Annotated in this window: 17 protein-coding genes; 9 read left to right on the plus strand and 8 right to left on the minus strand. The window is 70.5% G+C overall.

The annotated features are described in order from the left end of the window. Positions 1 to 31: 31 nt before the first annotated feature. The 6 genes from MPE_RS00730 to argS all read right to left on the minus strand — a co-directional run bounded on the left by MPE_RS00730 (position 32) and on the right by argS (position 6,062). Positions 32 to 1,555 carry an RNA polymerase factor sigma-54 gene (locus MPE_RS00730; protein ID WP_011827749.1) on the minus strand — a complete coding sequence of 508 codons (1,524 nt, stop codon included), beginning with the start codon at positions 1,553 to 1,555 and terminating at the stop codon, positions 32 to 34. Continuing rightward, a complete protein-coding gene (gene lptB / locus MPE_RS00735) occupies positions 1,555 to 2,310 on the minus strand; it encodes an LPS export ABC transporter ATP-binding protein (RefSeq protein ID WP_011827750.1) in 756 nt (251 codons plus the stop codon). Before lptB ends, MPE_RS00730 begins: the two co-directional genes overlap by 1 nt. Beyond that, positions 2,307 to 2,921, minus strand: coding sequence for a lipopolysaccharide transport periplasmic protein LptA (gene lptA / locus MPE_RS00740; protein ID WP_148210864.1), 615 nt, complete (start codon positions 2,919 to 2,921; stop codon positions 2,307 to 2,309). Before lptA ends, lptB begins: the two co-directional genes overlap by 4 nt. Positions 2,922 to 3,028: 107 nt before the next feature. Next, the gene (locus MPE_RS00745; RefSeq protein ID WP_011827752.1) at positions 3,029 to 3,673 is read right to left on the minus strand and encodes a thiol:disulfide interchange protein DsbA/DsbL; all 645 of its coding nucleotides are present in this window, start codon (positions 3,671 to 3,673) and stop codon (positions 3,029 to 3,031) included. A 59-nt stretch (positions 3,674 to 3,732) separates the two neighbouring features. Then, on the minus strand, positions 3,733 to 4,365 hold the full coding sequence (locus MPE_RS00750; protein ID WP_011827753.1) for an SPOR domain-containing protein: 633 nt from the start codon (positions 4,363 to 4,365) through the stop codon (positions 3,733 to 3,735). An 11-nt stretch (positions 4,366 to 4,376) separates the two neighbouring features. Further along, positions 4,377 to 6,062, minus strand: coding sequence for an arginine--tRNA ligase (argS, locus tag MPE_RS00755; RefSeq protein ID WP_011827754.1), 1,686 nt, complete (start codon positions 6,060 to 6,062; stop codon positions 4,377 to 4,379). Positions 6,063 to 6,192: 130 nt separating this feature from the next. On the opposite strand from argS, the gene MPE_RS00760 reads away from it, so the two are divergent. Together MPE_RS00760 and MPE_RS00765 are read left to right on the plus strand one after the other, a co-directional pair. Beyond that, positions 6,193 to 7,536 (plus strand): serine/threonine-protein kinase, encoded by a 1,344-nt coding sequence (locus MPE_RS00760; RefSeq protein WP_011827755.1) that lies wholly within the window; start codon positions 6,193 to 6,195, stop codon positions 7,534 to 7,536. A 145-nt stretch (positions 7,537 to 7,681) separates the two neighbouring features. Continuing rightward, positions 7,682 to 7,969 carry a PsiF family protein gene (locus MPE_RS00765; protein WP_011827756.1) on the plus strand — a complete coding sequence of 96 codons (288 nt, stop codon included), beginning with the start codon at positions 7,682 to 7,684 and terminating at the stop codon, positions 7,967 to 7,969. A gap of 30 nt (positions 7,970 to 7,999) precedes the next feature. On the opposite strand, the gene MPE_RS00770 is transcribed toward MPE_RS00765, so the two are convergent. Beyond that, the gene (locus MPE_RS00770; protein ID WP_011827757.1) at positions 8,000 to 9,229 is read right to left on the minus strand and encodes a DUF3047 domain-containing protein; all 1,230 of its coding nucleotides are present in this window, start codon (positions 9,227 to 9,229) and stop codon (positions 8,000 to 8,002) included. A 149-nt stretch (positions 9,230 to 9,378) separates the two neighbouring features. Beyond that, positions 9,379 to 10,293 carry a LysR family transcriptional regulator gene (locus tag MPE_RS00775; RefSeq protein WP_011827758.1) on the minus strand — a complete coding sequence of 305 codons (915 nt, stop codon included), beginning with the start codon at positions 10,291 to 10,293 and terminating at the stop codon, positions 9,379 to 9,381. A 109-nt stretch (positions 10,294 to 10,402) separates the two neighbouring features. Between MPE_RS00775 and MPE_RS00780 the strand changes: the two genes are divergently transcribed. The 7 genes from MPE_RS00780 (at position 10,403) to MPE_RS00810 (ending at position 19,242) form a co-directional block, all read left to right on the plus strand. Next, on the plus strand, positions 10,403 to 11,113 hold the full coding sequence (locus MPE_RS00780) for a haloacid dehalogenase type II (RefSeq protein ID WP_011827759.1): 711 nt from the start codon (positions 10,403 to 10,405) through the stop codon (positions 11,111 to 11,113). A gap of 25 nt (positions 11,114 to 11,138) precedes the next feature. Continuing rightward, complete coding sequence (aceB, locus tag MPE_RS00785; protein ID WP_011827760.1) at positions 11,139 to 12,725, plus strand: malate synthase A; 1,587 nt, start codon at positions 11,139 to 11,141, stop codon at positions 12,723 to 12,725. Between the two features lie 113 nt (positions 12,726 to 12,838). After that, complete coding sequence (locus MPE_RS00790) at positions 12,839 to 14,176, plus strand: NAD(P)/FAD-dependent oxidoreductase (protein ID WP_011827761.1); 1,338 nt, start codon at positions 12,839 to 12,841, stop codon at positions 14,174 to 14,176. 347 nt (positions 14,177 to 14,523) lie between these two features. Beyond that, positions 14,524 to 15,090: a sigma-70 family RNA polymerase sigma factor gene (locus MPE_RS00795; protein ID WP_011827762.1), complete on the plus strand. Its 567-nt coding sequence runs from the start codon at positions 14,524 to 14,526 to the stop codon at positions 15,088 to 15,090. Next, on the plus strand, positions 15,087 to 15,824 hold the full coding sequence (locus tag MPE_RS00800; RefSeq protein ID WP_011827763.1) for an anti-sigma factor: 738 nt from the start codon (positions 15,087 to 15,089) through the stop codon (positions 15,822 to 15,824). The genes MPE_RS00795 and MPE_RS00800 overlap by 4 nt, the downstream gene beginning before the upstream one ends. A gap of 36 nt (positions 15,825 to 15,860) precedes the next feature. After that, the gene (locus tag MPE_RS00805) at positions 15,861 to 17,924 is read left to right on the plus strand and encodes a M13 family metallopeptidase (protein ID WP_011827764.1); all 2,064 of its coding nucleotides are present in this window, start codon (positions 15,861 to 15,863) and stop codon (positions 17,922 to 17,924) included. Between the two features lie 55 nt (positions 17,925 to 17,979). Further along, a complete protein-coding gene (locus MPE_RS00810) occupies positions 17,980 to 19,242 on the plus strand; it encodes an NAD(P)/FAD-dependent oxidoreductase (protein ID WP_011827765.1) in 1,263 nt (420 codons plus the stop codon). The last annotated feature ends 126 nt before the right edge of the window (positions 19,243 to 19,368 follow it).

Consider the following 19,368-nt stretch of genomic DNA (forward strand, 5'->3'; position numbering starts at 1 on the left):
TTGTTGCCGGTTCGGGCCCGAGACCTCGTCGTTACATCATCGTGCGCCGCAGGTTGGCCGGCGCGATCTTCAGCGCCTCGCGGTACTTCGCCACCGTGCGGCGCGCCACCTGGATGCCCTGCTCTTCCAGCATGCTGCTGAGCTGGCTGTCCGACAGCGGCTTCTTGGCATCCTCGGCACTGACCAGCTGCTTGATCAGCGCACGCACCGCGGTGCTCGACGCATTGCCACCGGCCTCGGTGTTGAGCGAGGAGCCGAAGAAATACTTCAGCTCGAAGGTGCCGTAGGGCGTGGACATGTACTTGGCGGTGGTCACGCGCGAGATGGTCGACTCGTGCAGACCCAGCTCGTCGGCGATCTCGCGCAGCACCAGTGGCTTCATCGCGATCGCGCCGTGGCTGAAGAAGGCCTTCTGCCGCTCGACGATGGCCTGCGACACGCGCTGGATGGTGTCGAAGCGCTGCAGGATGTTCTTCATGAACCAGCGCGCCTCCTGCAGCCGCGAGCTCAGGCCCGCGCCCGATTCGGTGCGCGCGCCCCGCTGCTGCTTGATGGCCTGGGCGTAGAGGTCGTTGATGCGCAGCTTGGGCATCACGTCGGGGTTGAGCACCACGCGCCAGCCGCGGCCGGCCTTCTGCACGATGACATCGGGCACGATGATGTTGGCCTCGGCCTTGGTGAAGGGCCGGCCGGGCTTGGGCTCGCAGCGCACGATCAGCGCCTGCGCGGCCTTCAGCAGCTCCTCGTCGGCGCCGGTGGCCGCCATCAGCTTCTTGCCGTCGCGCCGCGCCAGCAACTCGAGGTGGTACTTGCAGATCAGGATCGCGATCATCTGCGCCTCGCAGCGCGGTCCGGCCCGCAGCTGCAGCGTCAGGCACTCCGACAGGTCGCGCGCACCGACGCCCAGCGGCTCCAGGTTGTGCAGCCACTTCAGCGCGCAGCGCAGGCGGTCGAGCAGCTCCTCGACCGCGATGTCGTCCTCGTCGCCGGCCAGGCGCTGGGCGATCTCTTCCAGGGGGTCGGCCAGGTAGCCGTCCTCGTCGAGCGATTCGATCAGCACCATCACCGCGCCGCGGTCCTCGTCGCTCAGGCGCATGCCGCGCAACTGGTCGCGCAGGTGGTCCTGCAGGCTCACCCCGGCGCTGCTGCGCTCCATGGGGTCGAACTCGTCGCTGTCGTTGTTGCCGGCCTTGCCGGGCGTCTCGCGGATGCCGTCGAAGTCCTCGCGCTCGGTGCCGTTCTCCCAGTCCTCGCGCTCGGTGGTGCCGAACTCGGCCGCATCCACCGCGACCGGCTCGGGGTCGGCGGCCACCTCGGACCCCGAGCCCTCCCAGGCGTCATCGGCCTGGCGCTCCGTGGCCGTGGCGCGCTCCACCGGCGCGTCGAACGGGGTCGGCGCATCTTCCTCCACTTCGAGGAAGGGGTTCTGCTCCAGCATCTGCTCGACTTCCTGGTGAAGCTCGAGCGTGGAAAGCTGCAGCAGCCGGATCGACTGCTGAAGCTGCGGCGTGAGCGCCAGATGCTGCGAAAAACGGACCTGCAGGGAAGGCTTCATCACATCCTGAAGTGCTCGCCGAGGTAGACCTTGCGGACGTCGGCGTTCTCGACGATCTGCTCGGGGGTGCCTTCGGCCAGCACGCGTCCTTCGCTGATGATGTAGGCGCGGTGGCAGATGCCCAGGGTCTCGCGCACGTTGTGGTCGGTGATCAGCACGCCGATACCGCGGCTCTTGAGGAAGCCGATGATTCGCTGGATCTCGATCACCGCGATCGGATCGACGCCGGCGAACGGCTCGTCGAGCAGGATGAAGCGCGGCTGCGTGGCCAGCGCGCGGGCGATCTCGACGCGCCGCCGCTCGCCGCCCGACAGTGCCGGTGCCGGGCTGTCGCGCAGCTTGTCGATCGACAGGTCGTGCAGCAGGCCGTCGAGCAGCTCGTCGATGCGTGCCTTGGTGTAGGCCTTGCCGCGCTCGTCGAACTGCAGCTCCAGCACCGCGCGGATGTTCTCCTCGACGGTGAGCTTGCGGAAGATCGAGGCTTCCTGCGGCAGGTAGGACAGCCCGAGGCGCGAGCGCTGGTGGATCGGCAGGCGCTCGATCGGCGCGCCGTCGATGCGGATCTCGCCGGCGTCGGCGCGCACCAGGCCCACGATCATGTAGAAGCTGGTGGTCTTGCCGGCGCCGTTCGGGCCCAGCAGGCCCACCACCTCGCCGGCCGCAACGGCCAGGTGCACGTCCTTGACGACCTTGCGGGCGCCGTAGCTCTTCTGCAGTCCGCGAGCCTCCAGGCGGCTCGCCATCGCCGTGTTCATGGCCGCGTCCCCGCCCCGGAGTTGGGCGCAGAAGCCGGGTTCTCGCGCGGCGTCAGCACGCCGCGCACCCGGCCTGGCGCGGCCGCGGAGGCCGGGCCGCCGAGCACCTGGAAGACCTCGGTCACGTTGTCGTAGGAGATGGTGTTGCCGGCCACTTCGTCGGCCAGCGTGCTGCCGCGGAAGCGCCGCAGCACGGCCTGGTTCACGAGCCGCACGGTGTCGCCGCGGCCGTCGTACTCGAGGCGCTCGGCCTCGCCCTCGATGTACTCGTCGTTGCTGCCGCGCTTCTGGCGGAAGTAGGCACGCTTGTTCGGCCAGCCGGTCGCCACCGCGGACTGGTAGCCCTCGGGACTCTGGCGCACCTCCACGCGGTCGGCGCGGATGACGATGCTGCCCTTGGTGATCTCGACGTTGCCCGACAGGATGTTCAATTGCTTGACCTCGTCGACCCGGGCCGAGTCGGCAGTGAAGGCCAGCGGCTGGGTGCGGTCAGCCTTTTCGGCGGCGAAGGCCGGCAGCAGGGCCAGCCCCAGCACCGCCAGGACGGCCCGGCAAACAGGCTGCGCCAGCAAGGTGCACCGCGATGCAGGATAGGGGGTCGGAGCGGACATGGAGGGAATCGGCATGAATCTTGCTGCCGATTCTAGGGTGAGTTCGACCGCTTGCCACGGCCGGCCGCCGCTCCGGCGGCCGCTGTCGCGTCGACGCCAAACGAGGGTCAGCCGCCCTTGCGGATCTGCGCGATCAGGTGGTCGGTGATCGCCAGCGCGCGGTCGTTGCTGCCGGCCAGCGAACCCGAGGTGTAGTAGGACCCGTTGATGCCGATCGCCGGCGTGCCGTCGATCTTGTAGCCGGCCGACAGCGCGGCGGCCTGGCGGGCCTTGGTCTGCACCGAGAACGAGTTCATCACGTCGAGGAACTTGGCCTTGTCGACGCCATTCTTCGCCACGAAGTCGCCGATCGCCTCGGGCGTGTTCAGCGGATTGCGTTCGACGTGCATCGCGGTGAAGACCTTGCGGTGCAGGGTGTCGACCAGCCCCAGGGCCTCGATCGCGAAGTACAGCTTCTGGTGCAGCACGAACGGCACCTCGCGGAAGGCGACCGGCAGGCGCCGGAAGGTGATGTCCGGCGGCAGCTTCTTGACCCAGGTTTCGAGCATCGGCTCGAAGGCGTGGCAGTGCGGGCAGCCGTACCAGAAGAACTCCACGACCTCGAGCTTCTTCGGGTCCTGCGTCGGCTGGCGCTGCGACAGCTTCACGTAGTCCTTGCCCTCGACCGGACCGCCCTGGGCGTGGCCGAAGGCCGGCAGCAGTCCGACGCAGGTGGTGGCCAGCGACAGGGTCGTGAAGTCACGACGGTTCATGAGCATCCTTTCAGCGTTCAGACAGACGCAGCGGTGGAGTCGTCCCCACGCCGCGAAGTTCATTTCTGCACCCGCACCAGCGCCGACACCATGCCGGCGCCGTCCAGCGTTTCCTTCACCTTCTCGGCCTCGGCGCGCTGCACGAACGGGCCGACGCGCACACGGTACATCGTCCGGCCCGATTGCTCGCGCTCGGTGATCTTGGACTCGAAGCCCTGGATCGCCAGCTTGGCGCGCTGGGCCTCGGCTTCCTCGGTGCGCGCGTAGGCGCCGACCTGCACGAAATAGACAAACGCCTCGGACGCGCCGGTGGTGGACAGGTCCGGGCCGGGCCGGGCCGGGCCGCCGCCGAGGATCGCGGCCGGGTCACGGCCGTCGGGCGCCGGCCGTGCCGTGCCGGTGGCCGGACCCGAGGCCGCGGGCGCCACCGGGACACCGGCGCCGGAGGCGGCTGGCGCCGGCTTCTTGCCATGCAGCGGCGTGTTGGGATCCCAGTTGCGGTTGCGTTCGGCCTCGGCCGCGTCCTGCTCCGCGGTGCGCTGCGGGACCTTGTTGATGAACGGGATCGGCACCTTGGTAACGTACAGCGCAACGCCCAGCGCCAGCGCCAGGCCGATCAGCAGGCCGGCGATCAGGCCGACGATGAAGCCACCGTGCTGCGACGAGCGACGAGAGAAGGGGAAGAAGGGCATGGCAGCTCCGGTCACATCCTGTCGGGGGCGCTGACGCCGAGCACCGCCAGGCCGTTGCGCAGCACCTGCGCGGTGGCGGCGAGCAGCGCCAGCCGCGCGCGGCTCAGCGCCGGGTCGTCGGTGAGAAAGCGCTCGGCCGCGTAATAGCTGTGGAAGGCGCCCGCCAGGTCGCGCAGGTAGAACGCCACGTCGTGCGGCGCCAGGCTCTCGGCGGCGCCGCTCAGCATCACCGGGTAGGCGGCCAGCTTGAGCATCAGTGCGGCCTCGGTGGGGGCCACCAGCCGCGCGAGATCGGCCTGGGCCAGCGTGGCCGGGTCGCCGGCCTGCTGCTCGCGCCACTGCACGATGACCGAGCAGATGCGCGCATGCGCGTACTGCACGTAGTAGACCGGGTTCTCGTCGTTCTTCTTCAGCGCCAGGTCGACGTCGAACACGAACTCGGTGTCGGCCTTGCGGCTGATCAGGAAGAAGCGCACCGCGTCCTTGCCGGTCCAGTCGATCAGGTCCCGCAGCGTCACGTAGCTGCCGGCGCGCTTGGAGATCTTGACCTCCTCGCCGCCGCGCATCACGGTGACCATCTTGTGCAGCACGTAGTCGGGGTAGCCCGCGGGAATGCCCACGTCGGCGGCCTGCAGCCCGGCGCGCACCCGCGCGATGGTGCCGTGGTGGTCGCTGCCCTGGATGTTGATGACCTTGTGGTAGCCGCGTTCCCACTTGTTGACGTGGTAGGCCACGTCGGGCACGAAGTAGGTGTAGCTGCCGTCGGACTTCTTCATGACGCGATCCTTGTCGTCGCCATAGTCCGTGGTGCGCAGCCACAGTGCGCCGCCGTCCTCGAAGGTCTTGCCGGCCGCGACCAGCTTGCCCACCGTGGCCTCGACGCGGCCGGTGGCGTAGAGGCTGGATTCGAGGAAGTAGTGGTCGAACCGGACGCCGAAGGCCTGCAGGTCGAGATCCTGCTCGTGGCGCAGGTAGGCCACGGCGAACTGGCGGATGCCGTCCAGGTCGGCGGGGTCGCCGGAAGCGGTGAACTCGCGGTCGTCGGCCTTGACGGTCTTGCGGGCCAGGAAGTCGGCGGCGATGTCGGCGATGTAGTCGCCGTTGTAGGCGCTCTCCGGCCAGCCCGCGTCACCCGGCTTCAGGCCCTGGAGGCGGGCCTGGGTCGACGCGGCGAGCGTGCCGATCTGCACGCCGGCGTCGTTGTAATAGAACTCGCGCGTGACCTGCCAGCCCTGCGTCTCGAACAGTTTGCAGATCGCATCGCCGAGCGCCGCCTGGCGGCCATGGCCCACGTGCAGCGGGCCGGTAGGGTTGGCGGAGACGAACTCGACCAGCGCCCGCTCGCTCGTGGCCGGCTGGCGGCCGAAATCGGTGCCGCTCGCCAGCACCTCGGCGACGATCTGCTGCTTGGTGGTGTCCTTGAGCCGCAGGTTGATGAAGCCGGGGCCGGCGATCTCGAGCGCCGCGACCCAGCGCTGCACCGCTTCACGGCGCTGCAGTGCGTCGATCAGGGCCTGGGCCAGCTCGCGCGGATTGCGCTTGAGCGGCTTGGCGAGCTGCATCGCCGAGGTGATGGCGAGGTCGCCGTGGGCGGCCTGTTTCGGACTCTCGAAGGCGGCAATCGGGGGCTGCTCGGGCGCCAGTTCGGCGAGGGCATCGCCGAGGGCCACCAGGAGCTCTTGCTGGGCACGGATCATCGCCGGATTCTAGGGGCGGGGTCGGCACGCGATCGATGGGCAGTCCTTCACGGCGGGCGGGCCGGCGAGCGTGGCATCCCCGTCCCTGACATCAGGGCGGTGGAATGATGCGGCCACACTTGCCTCCGCCATGAGTCCATCCCCCGCTTCCTCCGACGTCCTGCCCGAACGCATCGGCAAATACCGTGTGCTGCGCAAACTCGGCGAGGGCGCGACCAGCGAGGTCTTCCTGTGCCGGGACGACTTCAACGAGCGCGATGTCGCCGTCAAGCGCGTGCGCGCCAGTGCGCTGGCCGACGTGAGCGATGGCGCGCTGCACGCGCGCTTCTTCGCGGCCGAGGCGGCGCTGGTCGGGCGGTTGCAGCACCCCAATGTCGTGCAGATCTTCGACGCGGTGCCCGACCCGACCGAGCCCTACGTGGTCATGGAGCACGTGGCGGGCACCACGCTGCGGCCGTTCTGTCGCGCCGACCAGCTGCTGCCGCTGGACCAGGTGGTGGAAATCGGCTTCAAGTGCGCGATGGCGCTGGGCTATGTGTCGCGCCAGGGCCTGATCCACCGCGACGTGAAGCCGGCCAACCTGCTGGCCAGCACGAATGCGAACGGCGACATCGTCGACGTGAAGGTCAGCGATTTCGGCAGCGTGCTCAACCTGCAGGCCGACACGACCCAGGTGTTCCGGGTCGGCTCGCTGGCCTACATGTCGCCCGAGCAGCTCGATGGCGGCACGCTCGACGCCCGTGCCGATGTCTACTCGCTCGGTGCGGTGCTCTACCACCTGATCGCCGGCCGCCCGCCGTTCGACGCGAGCGCGCAGTCGGTGCTGATGGCGCAGATCTACAGCGCCCAGCCCGCCTCGCTGTGCGGCCTGCGCGGCGGGGTCGAGCCGGCGCTCGACGCAGTGATCCAGCGTGCGCTCGCCAAGCGCGCCGACGACCGCTACGCGGACTGGGACGAGTTCGCCCAGGCGCTGTCGGCGCTGGTGGCCAACCGCCAGGTGCCGCGCGGCCAGGTCCAGGGCGTGCTCGACTCGGAGCGCTTCACGCTGCTGCGCGCGCTCGAGTTCTTCAGCCAGTTCGGCGACGTCGAGCTGTGGGAGGTGGTGCACCGCTGCGCCTGGCAGCGCTATCCGCTGGGCCACCTGATCTACCGCCGTGGCGAGGAGGGCAACACCTTCCACATCATCGCGGAGGGGGCGGTCGACGTGTACCGCGACAGCCAGCGCGTGGCGCACCTCGGCGCGGGCACCTCGGTCGGCGAGATGGCCTACCTGGCGCCCAACCCCGAGCTGCGCCGCCACAGCACCGACGTGACGGTGGTCGCGCCGGCCACGATGATCTCCTTCACGCCGGACTCGATGGCGCGGCTCAGTCCCGGCTGCCGCCACCTGTTCGACGAGGCCTTCATCCGCGTGCTGGTGCGCCGCCTGCACGTGGCCCACGAGGCGCTGGCGCATCCGCGACGGATCGCCTGACCACGCGCCCAGCCTGACAGCCAGCCATCGGCGTCAACGCCGGTCGCGCGCCGCCGTTCAGGCGCTTGTGGTGTGCACGGGGGCCATGCTTCAATGGCTGCGGCGGTGCCCGCCGCATGCCCCGACCCCAAGCGAAGGAGATCCGATGAAGAAGCTGATCAACGCTGCGGCCCTGTGTGCGGCCGCCTTCGTGCTGCCCGCCCATGCCGCCGATGCGGCGGCGTCCGCGCCGACCGCGCAGCAGACCAAGATGTCCACCTGCAACAAGGACGCCGGCGAGATGAAGGGCGACGAGCGCAAGGCCTTCATGAAGAAGTGCCTGTCCGCCAAGCCCGCCACCCAGCAGGACAAGATGAAGAGCTGCAACAAGGACGCCGGCGAGATGAAGGGTGACGAGCGCAAGGCCTTCATGAAGGAGTGCCTCAGCAAGTAGCCGCCGCTGCGCGACGGCCACCGCCCCGGCTCAGTACACCTCGAGCCGACGTGCGCCGTCCTGCAGCACGATCTGCCCGAACTCGCTGAGGCCTTCGCCGTGGCCGAACAGGCTCACGCCGATCAGCCACACGCGCGTCACGCGCGCCGGGACCCGGTCGCCGATCGCCCGGCGATAGAGCGCGTGCAGGTTGACCGATTCCTCGACCCAGCGGCCCAGATCGGCGGTGCCTGAGCGCGTGACCACGTGGGTCTCGCGGTCCTTCCAGGCCGGCAGCGGGCAGGCGAAGATCTCGCCCACCGGCAGGCTGTGGCTCCACAGGAAGGTGAGGTCGCGGCCGTCGTCGAACTCCACCGCGATGCTCATGTAATCGTGCGTCGGCACCTGGTTCTCGGGCGCCCGGGCCGGCAGTCGCTCCGCCTTCCAGCGCCAGCGCAGCACGGTGTCGGGCGTCAGGTCGAAGGGGGTGTCCTTCTGCAGGATGCCGACATCGTCGCGGGTGTGCAGCCGGATCGCGCGGGGCGGGTGGCCGGGGCCGGTGGGGTGTTCGACCTCGGTGAAGATCTCGGCCGGGCCGAGTTCCCACAGGTAGTGCCAGTCGTCCGGTGGCGGTGTGGTGCCGCCGCCCAGGCGCTGGACTTCGGCCGCGGCCAGGGGCCCCACCACCGTGGGCAGCGCGGCGAGCCGCTGCAGTTCGGACCCGATGTGCACGCCGGCGCGCCATTGCAGCAGCGCGACGCTGACGCCGCCGCCGGCATCCGGGTTGGCGGCGGCCGGTTCGCCCGCGTAGCGGCCGGTCTCGTCGAGCCAGCGCAGTCCCGGATAGAGCTTGAGCTGCAGCGTGCCGGCACGGTCGGCGGTCACGGTGTCGGTCGCGCGCTCACCGCGGAAGATCGGGCCCTGGTCACCGATGCGGCTCCAGACGGCCATCGGGGCGTCGAGCGACAGCGCGTAGGCGCGTGACCACCACACCCGCCCGCTCTTCAACAGCGTGACGCGGTCGCCGGGCAGCAGCGCGAGGCCGGTGTCCAGCCAGGGCCCGACATCGCCGCTCAGGTGCAGCACCTTGAGCCCCACGATCGCCTGCCCGGCCTGGGGTGCGACGGCCTGTCGCACCGCCGTCTCGAAGGCGCCGTGGTCGACCGCGGACGGTGGGGGCGGTGCGGCCGTGGCCGTCGCGGCCACGGCCGCGGCGATGCCGGCGGCCCACAGCGCGAGGGCGAGGAGGGAACGTCGTGCCGCCGGGAGCGGGAGTGTCATGAGGCAGTCTCCTGTAGGGATCGTCGCGGCGCCGCGCTGCGGCAGGCCGGCCCGGCGCGATGCCGGGCGACGTCACCTTAGGAGCCAGGGGCCGGTCGCCGCAGAGCAGATTGCCCGCGGCGGGCCGGGAAGATCGCCCCCGGTGCGATTCAGGGCATCGCGGGCGACCAGTAGGTCGAATCGCCGTAGGTGTGCTTCAGGAAATCGATCCACAGCCGCACGCGCAGCGGCAGGTGCTTGCGCTGCGGGAACACCGCGTAGATGCCGTTCGGCGGCGCCGCGAAGTCGTCGAGCAGCGTGACCAGCGCGCCGCTGGCCACCTCCTGCTCCACCTCCCAGGTGCTGCGCCAGGCGATGCCGTGGCCGGCGAGGCACCAGTCGTGCAGCACCTGGCCGTCGGAGCAGTCGTAGCGGCCGCTCGGCCGCAGGTGCGTCAGTTCGCCGTCGACGCTGAACGCCCAGCCGCGCGCCTGGCTGGCGTTCGAACTCAGCGTGAGGCACTGGTGGCGGCCCAGTTCGCCGGGATGCTGCGGCGTGCCGGCGCGCTGCAGGTAGGCCGGGGCCGCCACGCACAGGCGGCGGTTGTCGGCCAGCCGCAGGCTGACCAGGCTGGAGTCGGGCAGGTCGCCGACCCGCACCGCGCAGTCGTAGCCCTCGTTGACGATGTCGACCACCCGGTCGCTGAGGTTCAGCGACACCGACACGTCGCGGTGCGCCTCGGCGAAGCGCGGCACCAGCGGCGCCACGTGGCGCCGGCCGAAGCCGGCTGGTGCGGTGAGGCGCAGGTGGCCACTGGCCTTCACGCCGCCGGCGCTGACGCTGGCCTCGGCATTGGCCAGATCGGTCAGCAGGCGCTGGGCGTCCTCGAGGAAGGCGCTGCCTTCGTGCGTCAGCGTGATGCGCCGGGTGGTGCGCACCAGGAGCTTCACCCCCAGGCGCTCTTCCAGTGCATCGATGCGGCGGCCGATCACGGCCGGAGCCACGCCCTCGGCGCCAGCGGCGGCGGTCAGGCTGCCCTTGGTGGCGACGGCGGCGAAGGATTCGATCTGCTTGAGGCGATCCATGGCGGGCAAATGGGGCGGATTCGGGGCAGATTACTGATGCTTCAGTAAAAGATCAAGCGCAAATCGGTCGCTAAATGCGCACTCAGGTTCGTAATAAAGTGGCCTCTCGATGAAGTCACCCAAGCCGTCCCTCTCCGTCCAAGCCGTGCTGTTCGACGCGTACGGCACGCTGTTCGACGTCTACAGCGTCGGTACGCTGGCCGAGCAGCTGTTTCCCGGCCAGGGCGAGGCGCTGGCGGTGCTGTGGCGTGACAAGCAGATCGAGTACACGCGCCTGGTGTCGATGAGCCAGCGCTACCGGCCGTTCTGGGAGCTCACGCGCGCGGGGCTGCGCTACGCCTGCGCGCGGCTGCAGCTCGACCTGACGCCGGAGCGCGAGACCCAGTTGCTCAACCAGTACCGCCACCTCGGTGCCTTTCCCGAGAACAAGGCGGTGCTGACGGCGCTGAAGGCGCGCGGCGTGACCACCGGCATCCTCAGCAACGGCGACCCCGAGATGCTGGGCATCGCGGTGCGCAGCGCCGGCTACGTGGACGACAAGGGCCAGGGCCTGCTCGACCACGTGCTCAGCGTCGAGAGCGTGCAGCGCTTCAAGACCGACCCGGCCGCCTATGCGCTGGGCCCGCAGGCGCTGGGCATTCCGGCCCGGCAGATCCTGTTCGTTTCCAGCAACGGCTGGGACGCGATCGGCGCGACTTGGTACGGTTACTGCACGCTGTGGGTGAACCGCTTCAAGCTGCCGCTCGAGGCCCTCGACACCGAGCCGACGCGCACCGGCAGCAGCCTGCGCGACGTGCTCGACTTCTTTCCCAAGACCTGAAACTCCCTGTCCCTAGGAGCTGACCATGACGACCCTCCAACTGCCCGCCGGCCTGCAGATCAACGCGGCGATCCTGCCGGGCTTCGAGACCATCCTCACGCCGGCGGCGCTCGAGCTCGTGGCCAAGCTGCACCGCACCTTCGAGCCCCGCCGCCAGGAACTGCTGGCCGCGCGCGTGGCACGCGTGAAGCGGCTCGATGCCGGCGAGCGCCCCGATTTCCTGCCGGAGACGAAGGCGATCCGCGAAGGCGACTGGAAGATCGCGCCGATCCCGAAGGCGCTGGAGTGCCGTCGCGTCGAGATCACCGGGCCGGTCGAGGCCAAGATGGTCATCAACGCCTTCAATTCGGGCGCTGATTCGTACATGACCGACTTCGAGGACAGCAACTCGCCGGTCTGGGCGAACCAGATCCAGGGGCAGATCAACCTGTACAAGGCGATCCGCCGCACGCTGACGCTGGGCCAGGCGGGCAAGACCTACAAGCTCAACGACAAGATCGCGACGCTGCAGGTGCGCCCGCGCGGCTGGCACCTCGACGAGAAGCACGTGCTGGTCGACGGCCAGCGCGTCTCCGGCGGCATCTTCGACTTCGCGCTATTCCTGTTCCACAACGCCAAGGAGCAGATCGAGCGCGGCGCCGGCCCGTTCTTCTACCTGCCGAAGATGGAGTCGCACCTCGAGGCGCGGCTGTGGAACGACATCTTCATCGCCGCGCAGAAGGAGATCGGCCTGCCGCAGGGCACGATCAAGGCGACGGTGCTGATCGAGACCATCCTCGCCGCGTTCGAGATGGACGAGATCCTGTACGAGCTGCGCGAGCACAGCGCCGGGCTGAATGCCGGCCGCTGGGACTACATCTTCTCGTGCATCAAGAAGTTCAAGAACGACCGCGACTTCTGCCTGGCCGACCGCGCCAAGGTCACGATGACGGCGCCCTTCATGCGCGCCTACGCGCTGCTGCTGCTCAAGACCTGCCACAAGCGCGGCGCGCCCGCGATCGGCGGCATGAGCGCGCTGATCCCGATCAAGAACGACCCCGAGAAGAACGCCATCGCGATGGCCGGGATCATCAAGGACAAGCGCCGCGACGCGAACGACGGCTACGACGGTGGCTGGGTCGCGCACCCGGGCCTGGTCGAGTCGGCGATGAAGGAGTTCGTCGACGTGCTGGGCGATCGCCCGAACCAGATCGAGCGCCAGAAGCCCTACACCCACATCACCGCCGCGCAACTGCTGGAGTTCGCGCCCGAGGCCCCGATCACCGAGGCCGGGCTGCGCATGAACATCAACGTCGGCATCTATTACCTGGCGTCCTGGCTGGCCGGCAACGGCTGCGTGCCGATCTACAACCTGATGGAGGACGCCGCCACCGCCGAGATCTCGCGCTCGCAGGTGTGGCAGTGGATCCGCAGTCCCAAGGGCGTGCTCGCCGACGGCCGCAAGGTCACCGCCGACATGGTGCGCAAGATGGTGGCCGAGGAGCTCAAGGGCATCAAGGACGCCGGCTACGAAGGCCAGACGGTCGACCGCGCGGCCGAGATCTTCGAGCAGATGAGCACCCAGGATGCGTTCGCCGAGTTCCTGACGCTGCCGCTGTACGAAGAGATCTGATCGAGGCCGTGAAGGACGGGCTGCGGGGCAGCCCGTCCCCGCCGTGCACCGCGACGCGGCGCGCCGCGGTGCGCACGGTTCGTGCATGAGTGCGGGTTGACACCGAGTCGACCATGCCCGACGAACCCTGCACGCGCATCCTCATCGTCGGTGCCGGCTTTGCCGGCACCCAACTCGTGCGTTCGTTGCACCGCCGGCTGCCGCCCGGCGTGGAAACGACGCTGCTCTCCGACGAGAGCTACACCACCTTCAATCCGATGCTGCCGGAAGCGGTGGGGGCGTCGGTCTTCCCGGAGCAGGTGGTCGTGCCGGTGCGCGAGATGACGCGCCAGGGCGGCGCCTGCCGCTTCATCATGGGGTCGGTGACGCAGGTCGATCTGACCGCGGGACGCCTGGTCTGCCGCACGCTGGCCGGCGAGCGCGAACTCGCCTACGACCACCTCGTGTTCGCGGTCGGCAACCGGGCCCGGCTCGACCTGCTGCCCGGCATGGCCGAGCACGCGCTGCCGCTCAAGACCGTGGGCGACGCGATGCACATCCGCAACACGGTGCTGCGCCGGCTGGCCTGCATCGAGCTGGAGGACGACGCATCGGCGCGCCGCGCGCTCGGGCACTTCGTCGTCGTCGGGGGCGGCTTCTCGGGTGTCGAGGTGGCCGGCGAACTGGTCGACTGCCTCGCGAGCATCCGCCGCTACTACCCGCGCGTGGCGGCCGACGAGTTGCGCGTCACGGTGCTGCAGGGGCTGGACCGGCTGCTGCCCGAGCTGTCGCCCCGGCTCGGCGTCGCCGCGCTGAACTCGCTGCGCGAGCGCGGTGTGGACGTGCGGCTGATGGCCCGGGCGACCTGCATCACGGCCGACGGCGTGCAACTGGGCGACGGGGAATTCATCGAGGGGCGCACCGTGATCGGCACCATCGGCACCGCAGCCAACCCGCTGCTTGCCAGGCTGGGCCTGCCCCTCAGCGGGGGCCGCGTGGTGGTGGCCGGTGACCTGTCGGTACCGGGCTATCCCGGGCTGTGGGCGGTGGGCGACTGCGCCTGCGTGCCCAACGCGCTGGACGGCAGCACCGCACCGCCGACGGCGCAGTTCGCGGTACGCGAGGCGCAGCACCTCGCGCGCAACCTCGGCGCGGTGGTGACCGGGGCACCGACCACGGCCTTCCGCTACCGCTCGCGCGGCATGATGGCCTCGATCGGTCACCTGAAGGGCGTGGCCGAGGTCGCCGGCCTGCCGCTCACCGGCTGGCCGGCCTGGCTGGTGTGGCGCGCCTACTACCTGTCGCAGATGCCGTCCTTCGGTCGACGGCTGCGCATCTTCTTCGAGTGGTTCTGGGGCATGTTCTACCCACCCGACATCACCCACCTGCGCTTCACCCGCAGCGCCGAACTCGGCAGCGACGAGGAGCGGCGGCAACGCGAGGCCAGTGCCACTGCAGTCGCGACGGTGTGATGCGGCATTGCATGCGAGCGCCGCGCCGGGCCGCTGTGTTGCGCTCGTGTCCCCCGCGGTCCGCCCGTGGGGCCGGCCGCGGGGGACACGAACGTAGCCGCTCACCCGGCGGCCTGGTCTGCAGCGCGCGGTACGAGCATGCAATGCGACGCAAGAGCCCGCCGCACATCGGATTTCGTCACGGTGCATCCCGGCGGCTGCATCCGCAGGACTCTCGGCTCCGTAGTACCGGAACCATCGGCCGGTGCATCGCGCCGCGCCTGCCGCGTTCCCCTGAATCCCACCATGCCCACCCACGCCTCGCCCTGCTGGTACGCAGCCTCGGCATGTGCTGACAGAATCCGCCCATGTCCAGCAGTCCCCCCCGCCGCACGGCCGATCCTTTCGACTACGAGTCGGCGCTCGAAGCCTGCGCCCGTGGCGAACGCTTCGCGCTGCGGGCGCTCTACGAGCGCGAGGCGCGCTGGCTGCTCGGCGTGGCATTGCGCATCGTGCGGGACCGTGACATGGCGCACGACGTGCTGCAGGACGCCTTCCTGCAGGTCTGGCAGCGGGCGTCGAGCTACCAGCGCGCGCTCGGGTCGGCGCGCGGCTGGATCTACACCGTGGTGCGCCATCGCGCGCTCGACGAGGTGCGCCGCGTGCGCCGCGAGACGCCGGTGGGCGACGAACTCGAAGCGCTGGCCGACCAGCATGCCGCGTCGAACGCAGTGCATGAGCTGCCGCATGCCGACGCGGCCTCGCTGTCGCGTTGCATGGAGACGCTGGACGAGCGCAAGCGCGACTGCATCGTCTACGCCTTCGTCGAGGGCTACACCCACGAGCAGATCGCGCAGCAGACCGCCACGCCGGTCGGCACCGTCAAATCGTGGATCCGTCGCGGTCTGCTGTCGCTGAAGGAGTGCCTGTCGTGAGCCTCGACGATCCGCACGAGCGCAGCGCCACCGCCGGCGAGTACGTGCTGGGCACGCTGGGCGCGTCCGAGCGTGCCGAGTTCCAGCGTGCGCTGGGGGAGGACGCGGCGCTCCAGGCCGAGGTCTACGCGTGGCAGGACCGCCTTCTCGGTCTCGCGGGCCGCGTCGCGCCGGCCGAGCCGTCGGCCGGCCTGTGGCCGGCCATCGAAGCCCGCTTGCGCTCCGGTCCGGCCACGGCGGCGGAGATTCCGACGCGTGCTGCGGCCCTGCCGGCTGCCAACGACCCGGCCTGGCGCCGCCTGCGGCGCTGGCAATGGACCAGCGGCCTGGCGATCGCCGCCTCACTGGTGCTGGCCACGCTGCTGGTGCTGCGCGCGCCGGCGCCGGCCGACGCGCCTCGCTACCTGGCGGTGCTGCAGGCCCCGGGCAGCAACACCACCGGCTGGGTCGTCGAGGCCACCGCTGGCGGGCAGTTGCGGCTGGTGCCGGTCGGCACGACCGAGGCCGTGCCGCCGGGCAAGGCGCTGCAGTTCTGGACCAAGGCCGAAGGCGCTGCCGGGCCCACCTCGCTCGGGCTGGTGCGGGCCGGGCAGGTCACCGAACTGCCGGTCGCGACGCTGCCGACGCTGGAGGCGAGGCAGTTGTTCGAGCTCACGCTGGAGCCCGAGACCGGCTCGCCGATCGGCCGGCCGACCGGGCCGATCCTGTTCGTCGGCCGCTCGGTGCGCCTGTAGCAGCAGGCGCCGCCCTGACCGCCTGGAGACGCCTTCTTGAGCCCGCACGACCCGCCCTTCCGTCCTGTTCACGCCTGCGGGCTGCATCGTGCGCTGTTCGGCCCCGAGTCGGCGGCGGGCCAGGCCGAACCGGGCCGTGGCGCTGCGGCGTCGGGCATCGAGCAGAGCTGCTTCGACCGCTCGGTGCGCGCGCAGGACGACCTGTTCCGCCATGTCAACGGCGGGTGGCTGAAGCACACCGCCATTCCCGCCGACCGCGCGTCCACCGGCGCCTTCATGCAGATCCACGACCGCATCCAGGACCAGTTGCTGGCCCTGATCGACGAGGCGTCCGCCGAGGGCCAGGACGGCGAGGCGCGGCAGATCGGCGATCTGTACGCCAGCTTCATGGACGAGGCCGCGATCGAGGCGCGTGGCCTCGCGCCGCTGCAGGACGAACTGGCGGCTGTTGCCGCGATCAACGATCGCGCGCAGTTCGGTGCATGGCTTGCCGACGCCGTCAGCGCCGGCCTGGGGGTGCCGCTGGCCCTGCATATCGGCCAGGACGATCGCGATTCGACGCGCTACGTGCCCTTCCTGTCGCAAGGCGGCCTGGGCCTGCCCGACCGCGACTACTACCTGCTGGAGGACAACGCGCGTTTCGGCGAGGTGCGCGCGCAGTACCGGGCGCACATGGCCGCGATGCTGGTGCTGGCCGGCGAGCCTGCGGCCGCGGCCGAGGCGGCGGCGCAGGCCGTGTTGGCGCTCGAGACCGAGCTGGCCCAGGCGCAGTGGTCGCGCGTCGAGAACCGTGACCCGGTGAAGACCTACAACCGCTGCGACTTCGCCACGCTGCGCGCGCTGGCCCCGGCGATCGACTGGGACGGCTTCGCCGCGCGCACCGGCCTGGCCGGTCGCGCCGAAGGGCTGGTGGTCGGCCAGCCGAGTTACCTGGCTGCGCTGTCGGCGCGGCTCGCCGACGCGCCGCTCGACGCCTGGAAGGCCTACGCGACGCTGCGTGTGCTGTATGCCTACGCGCCCTTCCTGGGCCGCGCGATCGTCGACGCCCGTTTCGCCTTCACCGGCACCGTGCTGCGCGGCACGCCGGAGAACCTGCCGCGCTGGAAACGCGGTGTCGCGCTGGTCGAGGGCTGCCTTGGCGAGGGCCTGGGCCAGCTCTACGTGGCCCGACACTTCCCGCCGGCCCACAAGGCGCGCATGGAGGCGCTGGTCGCGCAACTGCTCGCGGCCTACCGACGGAACCTCGACACGCTGGACTGGATGGGGCCGGCCACGCGCGCCCAGGCGCAGGCCAAGCTGGCCCGGCTCGTGACCAAGATCGGCTACCCGGTGCGCTGGCGCGACTACCGCGCGCTGGAGATCCGCCGCGACGACGTGGTCGGCAACGTGCGGCGCGTGCGTGCGTTCGAGCATGCGCGCCAGCTCGCTCGGCTGGGCCAGCCGATCGACCGCGACGAGTGGGGCATGACGCCGCAGACCGTGAACGCCTACTACAACCCGTCGATGAACGAGATCGTGTTCCCGGCGTCCATCCTGCAGCCGCCGTTCTTCGACGCGGACGCCGACGACGCGGTGAACTACGGCGCGATCGGTGCCGTCATCGGCCACGAGATCAGCCACGGCTTCGACGACATGGGCAGCCAATACGACGCCGACGGCAATCTGCGCGACTGGTGGACTGCCGAGGACCGCGCCCGCTTCGCCGCCAAGACCAGCGTGCTGGTGGCGCAGTACGGTGCCTACGAGCCGCTGCCGGGCTATCCGATCGACGGCGCGCTGTCGCTGGGCGAGAACATTGCCGACAACGCCGGCCTGGCGATCGCCTTCCAGGCCTACCAGCGCTCGCTCGGTGGCCGGCCGGCCCCGGTGATCGACGGGCTGGAGGGCGCGCAGCGCTTCTTCTACGGCTTCGCTCAGGTGTGGCGCGGCAAGCAGCGCGAGGCGGCGCTGATCGAGCAGATCAAGGCCGGCCCGCATGCGCCCGGCGAGTTCCGCGCCAACGGCACGGTGCGCAACCATCCCGGCTTCTACGCCACCTTCGGCGTGCAGCCGGGCGATGCGCTCTACCTGCCCGAGGCGCAGCGCGTCTCCGTCTGGTGAGGCGCGGGCTTTCTAGAATGCCGGCCGTGCCTCGGCCCTGCTCGCCTGACGACGCATGCACCCTGCTCCGCTGAACCGCCCGCTCGCCGACCTGCCCCCCGCTTGCGAGGTGCTGGTGGTCGGTGCCGGCCCGGCCGGCAGCGCGGCGGCCCGCACGCTGGCGCGCGCTGGCGTCGATGTGGTGCTGATCGACCAGCAGGCCTTTCCGCGCGACAAGGTCTGTGGCGACGGCCTGATTCCCGACGCGCACCGTGCGATGGCGAAGCTGGGCGTGCTCGACGAGGTGATGGCGCTCGCGCAGCCGGTGAAGCATCTGCGCTGCATCGCGCCGCGCGGCGGGCGCATCGACGTGCCGGGCACGCTGGCCGTGCTGCCGCGCCGCCAGCTCGACCTGGTGCTGTGCCGTGCCGCGGCGGAGGCCGGCGCGCGCATGCATGCGCCGCTGCGCTTCATCGAACCGCTTGAGGACGCCGGACGGGTGGTCGGTGCCCGCCTGCAGGGGCACGACGAGGCCCGTGCGCCGCGCGAGATCCGCGCCCGCTGGGTGCTGCTCGCCAGCGGCGCGGTGCCGCAGGCCAGCCTCGCCGCAGGAGTGTGCGACCGCCGCACACCCAGCGGCGTGGCGTTGCGCGGCTACGTCAAGAACGACGCCATGGTCGGTCGCATCACCGAGCTCGAGGTGGCGTGGCATCGCCGGCTCAAGCCCGGCTACGGCTGGATCTTTCCGTGCCGCGACGGCGTGTTCAACATCGGCGTCGGCGTCGCGCAGAGCCATCGACGCGATGCCCTCGGCCGCCACCGCATGCTGGACGTGAACCTGCGCGAGGTCTTCGCGGCCTTCACCGAGGTGCACGCGCCGGCACGTGAGCTGATGGAAGGCGGCACGCTGCTCGGCGAACTGAAGGGGGCGCCGCTGCGCTGTTCGCTCGAGGGCGCGCGCCGCTCACGTCCGGGCCTGCTGGTGGCCGGCGAGGCGGCCGGCAGCACCTATGCCCTCACCGGCGAAGGCATCGGCAAGGCGCTCGAGACCGGCGTCCTTGCGGCCGAAGCGGTGATCGAAGGCCAGCGGCTGTCGCTCGGTGACGATGCCGTGCGCGCCCGCTACGAGGCCGACCTGGCGGCGCTGAAGCCGCGCTTCGCGATCTACGAGAAAGCCAGCAGCGTCAACGAGCGCCCCTGGCTCGTCGACCTGCTGGTGTGGAGCGCCCGGCGCAGCCCGCGTCGCCTGCAGCGCATGAGCGGCGTGCTCGAGGAGACACACACGCCCGCCAACCTGGTGACGGCGCGCAGCTTCCTGAGGATGGTGTTCGAACGCTGAGCGCTGAGCCGACACGGGCCTGGCGGTGTAAAGGCTTCGCATTCGCCCTGACTCCCGTCGCGGGGCTTGCTCGCACGGGCGCCCTGGGCCAAGATGGCCCGCACGGAGTCTTGGTTGTGGAGAAGG

The organism is Methylibium petroleiphilum PM1, assembly GCF_000015725.1.
Lineage (GTDB): Bacteria > Pseudomonadota > Gammaproteobacteria > Burkholderiales > Burkholderiaceae_C > Methylibium > Methylibium petroleiphilum.

What these genes read in the sequence shown, in the direction of transcription:
- MPE_RS00730 (WP_011827749.1), bottom strand. Translation starts at nt 1,555, where the DNA reads ATGAAGCCTTCCCTGCAGGTCCGTTTTTCGCAGCATCTGGCGCTCACG.
- lptB (WP_011827750.1), bottom strand. Translation starts at nt 2,310, where the DNA reads ATGAACACGGCGATGGCGAGCCGCCTGGAGGCTCGCGGACTGCAGAAG.
- lptA (WP_148210864.1), bottom strand. Translation starts at nt 2,921, where the DNA reads ATGTCCGCTCCGACCCCCTATCCTGCATCGCGGTGCACCTTGCTGGCG.
- MPE_RS00745 (WP_011827752.1), bottom strand. Translation starts at nt 3,673, where the DNA reads ATGAACCGTCGTGACTTCACGACCCTGTCGCTGGCCACCACCTGCGTC.
- MPE_RS00750 (WP_011827753.1), bottom strand. Translation starts at nt 4,365, where the DNA reads ATGCCCTTCTTCCCCTTCTCTCGTCGCTCGTCGCAGCACGGTGGCTTC.
- argS (WP_011827754.1), bottom strand. Translation starts at nt 6,062, where the DNA reads ATGATCCGTGCCCAGCAAGAGCTCCTGGTGGCCCTCGGCGATGCCCTC.
- MPE_RS00760 (WP_011827755.1), top strand. Translation starts at nt 6,193, where the DNA reads ATGAGTCCATCCCCCGCTTCCTCCGACGTCCTGCCCGAACGCATCGGC.
- MPE_RS00765 (WP_011827756.1), top strand. Translation starts at nt 7,682, where the DNA reads ATGAAGAAGCTGATCAACGCTGCGGCCCTGTGTGCGGCCGCCTTCGTG.
- MPE_RS00770 (WP_011827757.1), bottom strand. Translation starts at nt 9,229, where the DNA reads ATGACACTCCCGCTCCCGGCGGCACGACGTTCCCTCCTCGCCCTCGCG.
- MPE_RS00775 (WP_011827758.1), bottom strand. Translation starts at nt 10,293, where the DNA reads ATGGATCGCCTCAAGCAGATCGAATCCTTCGCCGCCGTCGCCACCAAG.
- MPE_RS00780 (WP_011827759.1), top strand. Translation starts at nt 10,403, where the DNA reads ATGAAGTCACCCAAGCCGTCCCTCTCCGTCCAAGCCGTGCTGTTCGAC.
- aceB (WP_011827760.1), top strand. Translation starts at nt 11,139, where the DNA reads ATGACGACCCTCCAACTGCCCGCCGGCCTGCAGATCAACGCGGCGATC.
- MPE_RS00790 (WP_011827761.1), top strand. Translation starts at nt 12,839, where the DNA reads ATGCCCGACGAACCCTGCACGCGCATCCTCATCGTCGGTGCCGGCTTT.
- MPE_RS00795 (WP_011827762.1), top strand. Translation starts at nt 14,524, where the DNA reads ATGTCCAGCAGTCCCCCCCGCCGCACGGCCGATCCTTTCGACTACGAG.
- MPE_RS00810 (WP_011827765.1), top strand. Translation starts at nt 17,980, where the DNA reads ATGCACCCTGCTCCGCTGAACCGCCCGCTCGCCGACCTGCCCCCCGCT.